General features: G+C 67.4%; 8 protein-coding genes. 1 reads left to right on the plus strand and 7 read right to left on the minus strand.

Annotated elements, in window-relative coordinates; genetic code table 11:
* The first annotated feature begins 95 nt into the window (after positions 1-95).
* Positions 96-974, plus strand: coding sequence for a phosphate ABC transporter ATP-binding protein PstB (pstB, locus tag WA805_RS14750; RefSeq protein WP_425242602.1), 879 nt, complete (start codon positions 96-98; stop codon positions 972-974).
* A 4-nt stretch (positions 975-978) separates the two neighbouring features.
* Here pstB and phoU read toward each other — a convergent pair whose 3' ends face one another.
* The 7 genes from phoU to WA805_RS14785 form a co-directional block, all read right to left on the minus strand.
* Positions 979-1,635, minus strand: a complete 657-nt coding sequence (gene phoU, locus WA805_RS14755; RefSeq protein WP_422325906.1) for a phosphate signaling complex protein PhoU — start codon at positions 1,633-1,635, stop codon at positions 979-981.
* Positions 1,636-1,736: 101 nt separating this feature from the next.
* A complete protein-coding gene (locus tag WA805_RS14760) occupies positions 1,737-2,045 on the minus strand; it encodes a DUF1416 domain-containing protein (RefSeq protein WP_422274388.1) in 309 nt (102 codons plus the stop codon).
* Positions 2,042-2,884 carry a sulfurtransferase gene (locus WA805_RS14765; RefSeq protein WP_425242603.1) on the minus strand — a complete coding sequence of 281 codons (843 nt, stop codon included), beginning with the start codon at positions 2,882-2,884 and terminating at the stop codon, positions 2,042-2,044. Before WA805_RS14765 ends, WA805_RS14760 begins: the two co-directional genes overlap by 4 nt.
* 32 nt (positions 2,885-2,916) lie before the next feature.
* Positions 2,917-3,330 (minus strand): DUF4395 domain-containing protein, encoded by a 414-nt coding sequence (locus tag WA805_RS14770; protein ID WP_422291014.1) that lies wholly within the window; start codon positions 3,328-3,330, stop codon positions 2,917-2,919.
* A gap of 61 nt (positions 3,331-3,391) precedes the next feature.
* On the minus strand, positions 3,392-3,496 hold the full coding sequence (locus tag WA805_RS14775; protein ID WP_422274394.1) for a putative leader peptide: 105 nt from the start codon (positions 3,494-3,496) through the stop codon (positions 3,392-3,394).
* Between the two features lie 10 nt (positions 3,497-3,506).
* Entirely contained in the window at positions 3,507-3,962 is a 456-nt protein-coding gene (locus tag WA805_RS14780; RefSeq protein ID WP_424559897.1) for a thioredoxin family protein, read from the minus strand.
* Between the two features lie 78 nt (positions 3,963-4,040).
* A partial coding sequence (locus tag WA805_RS14785) for a hypothetical protein (RefSeq protein WP_425242604.1) occupies positions 4,041-4,460 on the minus strand: 420 nt, incomplete at its 5' end.

Genomic DNA, 4,460 nt, shown 5'->3' on the forward strand with positions numbered 1-4,460 from the left:
GCGTTGACGCTCATCGCAATCGCGTTCATCCTGATGATCGTGGCCCGCCTTATCACCGCGCGGTTCGCCCGGTACGACCGCTAGGGGAGCACACCATGGAACCGCAAGACCAGCAGGTCACCGCTAAGCTACAGGTGCCGCAGACGACCGCGACGCCGACGGAATTCCCGGCGACGGAAGCAGAGAAGGTCTTCGACGCGAAGAGTCTCTCCATTTACTACGGGTCGTTCCGTGCCGTCACGGACGTTTCCCTGTCGGTCTACCAGAACGAGATCACGGCGTTCATCGGACCGTCCGGATGCGGCAAGACGACCGTGCTGCGGACGCTGAACCGGATGAACGACCTGATCCCGTCCGCGCGGGTCGAAGGGGACGTGCACTACCGCGGCGCGTCGCTGTACCACAAGGACGTCTCGGCGACGGCCGTGCGACGGCGCATCGGCATGGTCTTCCAGAAGCCGAACCCGTTTCCGAAGTCGATCTACGAGAACGTCGCCTACGGGCCGCGCATCAACGGCATCAGGAAGAAGAGCCGGCTGGACGAGATCGTCGAGCGCTCGCTGCACCAGGCCGCGCTGTGGGACGAGGTGAAGGACCGGCTGAACAAGTCGGGCCTCGGCCTGTCCGGCGGCCAGGCCCAGCGGCTGTGCATCGCCCGCACGCTCGCGGTCGAGCCCGACGTCGTGCTGATGGACGAGCCCTGCTCGGCGCTCGACCCGATCGCCACGGGCCGGATCGAGGATCTCATGCACGAGATCAAGTCGCAGTACACGATCGTGATCGTCACGCACAACATGCAGCAGGCGACCCGGGTGAGCGACCGCACCGCGTTCTTCTCGGTGCTTCGCAACGAGAAGCCCGGAGCAAGCGACACCCGCACCGGCGTGCTCGTCGAGTACGGCTCGACGCAGCAGATCTTCGAGGACCCGCACGACAGCCGCACCCAGGCCTACGTGACCGGGCGGATCGGGTAACCGATCAGCTGCCTGGCGGGCTCTCCGGAGTGGAGCCCGCCAGGTAGACCACCCGGCGGGCGATGTTGACCGCGTGCGCGCCGAGGCGCTCGTAGTCGCGCGCCACCAGCGCCATCTCCATAGCCACCTGCACCGACATCTGGCCAGAAGCCAGCTCGGCTGTCAGGCTGGAATGCAGCTCGTCCATCTCCTCATCGCGTTCGCTCAGCGAGGACGCGACGGTCTTGTCGCGCTGATACCAGGCGTCGGCCGCCTGCCGCCACATGGCGGACGCGAGTTCGCTCATCCGCTCGACAATCACCCTGCTACGCGGGGTCAGCTCCTCGCCGAGGCTGTGATTGGCCCGGCTCCCGATCGAGATGACCAGGTCGTGCGCGCGCTCAAGGACAGGCACGATACGCAGTACGGATAGCAGGTAGCGCAGGTCGACCGCGACCGGCGCCTGCAGCACGATCTCCCTGTTGACCAGTTCCTCGATCTCGGGCCAGAGCGCGTCAATGATCAGCTCGCGCTCGATCAGCACCGCGAGCGCGTCGTTGTCGCCACTGAGCAGGGCGTCTGTGGCCCGGGGCAGGTCCTCGGCCACCATCGCGAACAGCTCGATGACCTTGGCCTCGATGCGCTCCAGATCGCGCTGGAATTCCTCGCGGTTCTCGTTCATGACGCAAAAGCGTACTTTGCGCTTGGCGACGCGCAGGGAACTGGCATACGACGACGGCGGGTACAGACGGTTAACGCCAGTACCCGCCGTCGCACTCTTGCCTAGACGGCCACTTCCACCTTGGTGATCTGGCCGATGTCCGCGGAGACCGCGCACTCGGCACGCACTCCGCCGGGCGCGAGGACGCGGAGCGTCCAGTCGCCAGGCGCGGCGAAGAAGCGGAATCCGCCGTCCTCACCGAGCGGCACCTCCGCCACGAACTCGTCGCCGGTGCCGAGCAGCCGGGCGTAGCCCGTCGCGACGGGCGTGCCGTCGCGGAGCACGTGCCCCTCGACGATCGCCTCCTTGCCAGCCGCGTCCTTCGTGATCGTCACGCCGCCTGCCGGCGCGCCGCAACCGTCTGTGCTCACTTGCCATCTCCGATCTCGATCGGCACGCCGACAAGCGAGCCGTACTCGGTCCACGAACCGTCGTAGTTCTTCACGTTGGGCTGGCCCAGGAGTTCGTGCAGCACGAACCAGGTATGCGCCGAGCGCTCGCCGATCCGGCAGTACGCGATCGTGTCCTTGCCGAAGTCGACGCCCGCCTCGTCCCTGTACAGGGTCGTGAGCTCGTCGTCGGACTTGAACGTGCCGTCCTCGTTCGCGGCCTTGGACCACGGGACGTTCTTCGCGGTCGGGATGTGGCCGCCGCGCTGCGCCTGCTCCTGCGGCAGGTGGGCCGGGGCGAGCAGCCGCCCGGCGAACTCGTCAGGAGACCGGACGTCGACGAGGTTCCGCTTGCCGATCGCGGCGATCACCTCGTCGCGCAGGGCACGCAGCGAGGAGTCCTGCTCGGTGGCGGTGTAGCTAGTCTTCGGCCGGCTCGGCACGTCGGTGGCCAGCTCGCGGGAGTCGAGCTCCCACTTCTTCCTGCCGCCGTCGAGCAGCACCACGTTCTGGTGCCCGTACAGCCTGAAGTACCAGTACGCGTACGCGGCGAACCAGTTGTTGTTCCCGCCGTACAGGATGACGGTGTCATCGTTTGAGATGCCCCGGTCGGAGAGCAGCGCCTCGAAGCCGGTCTTGTCCACGAAGTCGCGGCGAACCGGGTCCTGCAGGTCCTTCTTCCAGTCGATCTTGATGGCGCTCGGGATGTGCCCCTTGTCGTAAGCGCTGGTGTCCTCGTCGACCTCGACAATGACATAGCCAGGCTCACCGATATGGGATTCGACCCAGTCGGCGTCGACCAGGACGTCGGAACGACTCATGATATGAGAAACCTCCTTGTGCGGCCAGCTCCCTAAGCGGCCAGCCGGATCCGTTGGATGAGCAGGTACATCTGGCAACCGAGGCAGTAATCGAAGGCCGCGTTAAGGAACGCGGCGCCCAGGGCGAACGCGGCGAACACGTAGCCGAGCACGGGCACGCCGGCCAGGAAACCGACAGTGCCGATCGCGGCGAATACCATGCCGACGCCCTGAGCGAAGCGGGGCGGAGCCTCTGCCTCGGTCCTCGACGGCGGTCCGAGCCGTGGCCGGACCAGGTGACGGTAAACGAGCCCGTAGGGGTGATAGCGCAGGCCGGCCAGCGCCCCCACGGCGAACACAAGCGTCTGAGCGAGGAGAAGCCAGCCACTGCCGGTGATCAGCACGATCGCGAGCACCACTGTAGTAATGGCCGCGCTGAACCGCGGCCCTCGCGAATCGATGGTCATGTTGCTCCCAGACACACGTGAGATGTGTAATTCCTCCGCCTGCCCCGCGGCGACCCAGGGGTCAGACGGCAGCGAATACCGGGGTGGCCGTACAAAGCGCGGTCGCCACCCGGCAGAAGTCGACAGCACGTCGCTTGGTCAGCATCTGCGCTGTTCTGGAAGACACACACCAGATGCTATTCACCCGCGGCCTCGCTGTCACCCTCACCGGCGACCTCGCCGAGAACAGTGCCGACCGCCGCGAGCACGTCGGACTTGCGTGGCCGGCCCGACGCGCGTCCCGCGATAGAACCGTCCGCGGCGAGCACCAGGACCGTCGGGGTGCTGAACACCCGGAGCCGCCTGGTCAGGTCAAACCGCTCCGTGGCGTCGATCTCGACGAACGCCAGGCCGTCCCGGTCCCTTGCCACCTCGGCGAGCAGTTCCCTGGTCGGCCCGCAGTAGGCGCAGACCTCGCTGGAAAACTGCACGAGCGTGCCCCGCGCGCCGAGCGGAGCGCCCAGGTCGGCGGCGGTCAGGACGGCGTCAGGAGCGGCAGAAGGAAGGACGGCGGCTTCGCCCAGCGATCGAAAGCGTCCCTGCCGGCGCCGCATGCCGAATCCGGCGGCGCTCGCCACTGCGAGGACCACCACAAGCAAAATCAGGCCACCAGCCACGCCCCTACCAGCGCACGGGGTGCGGTCGCCTATTCCCTATTCCATTCCTCGGGTTTAAACCTGCACCGTGATCGACGACGACGTGCCGACGGTGATCACGAACCCGTCCATCTGGCCTGCCGGGACCGAAGCCGACGCCGGGTACCAGACGGTACCCTCCCTGCTGTCGGTGTCCCAGCTGCCGACCAGCGTGCGGGTCCCGCCTGCGCCGAGCGCCCACATCTGGCACTTGGTCCCGACAGGGATGCCGCTGACCTTCGCCGCGAGCTGCGTCCCCCAGCCCATCGGGCGGTACATCACGGTGGCAGTCATGCCCTGCGACTGCCCGGTCACGGTTTGCCATGGGCCGGCGGCGGGGCCGGGGAACTGGGCACTCGCCTGCGCGGCCTGCGGCGGACTCGAGCCCAGCCGCAGGCCGCCGAACACCCCGGCCGCGATGATCAGCGCCGCCGCGACTCCGAGGCTGGCGTCGCG

Origin of the sequence: Trebonia sp., assembly GCF_049794275.1 — a bacterium.
Lineage (GTDB): Bacteria > Actinomycetota > Actinomycetes > Streptosporangiales > Streptosporangiaceae > Trebonia.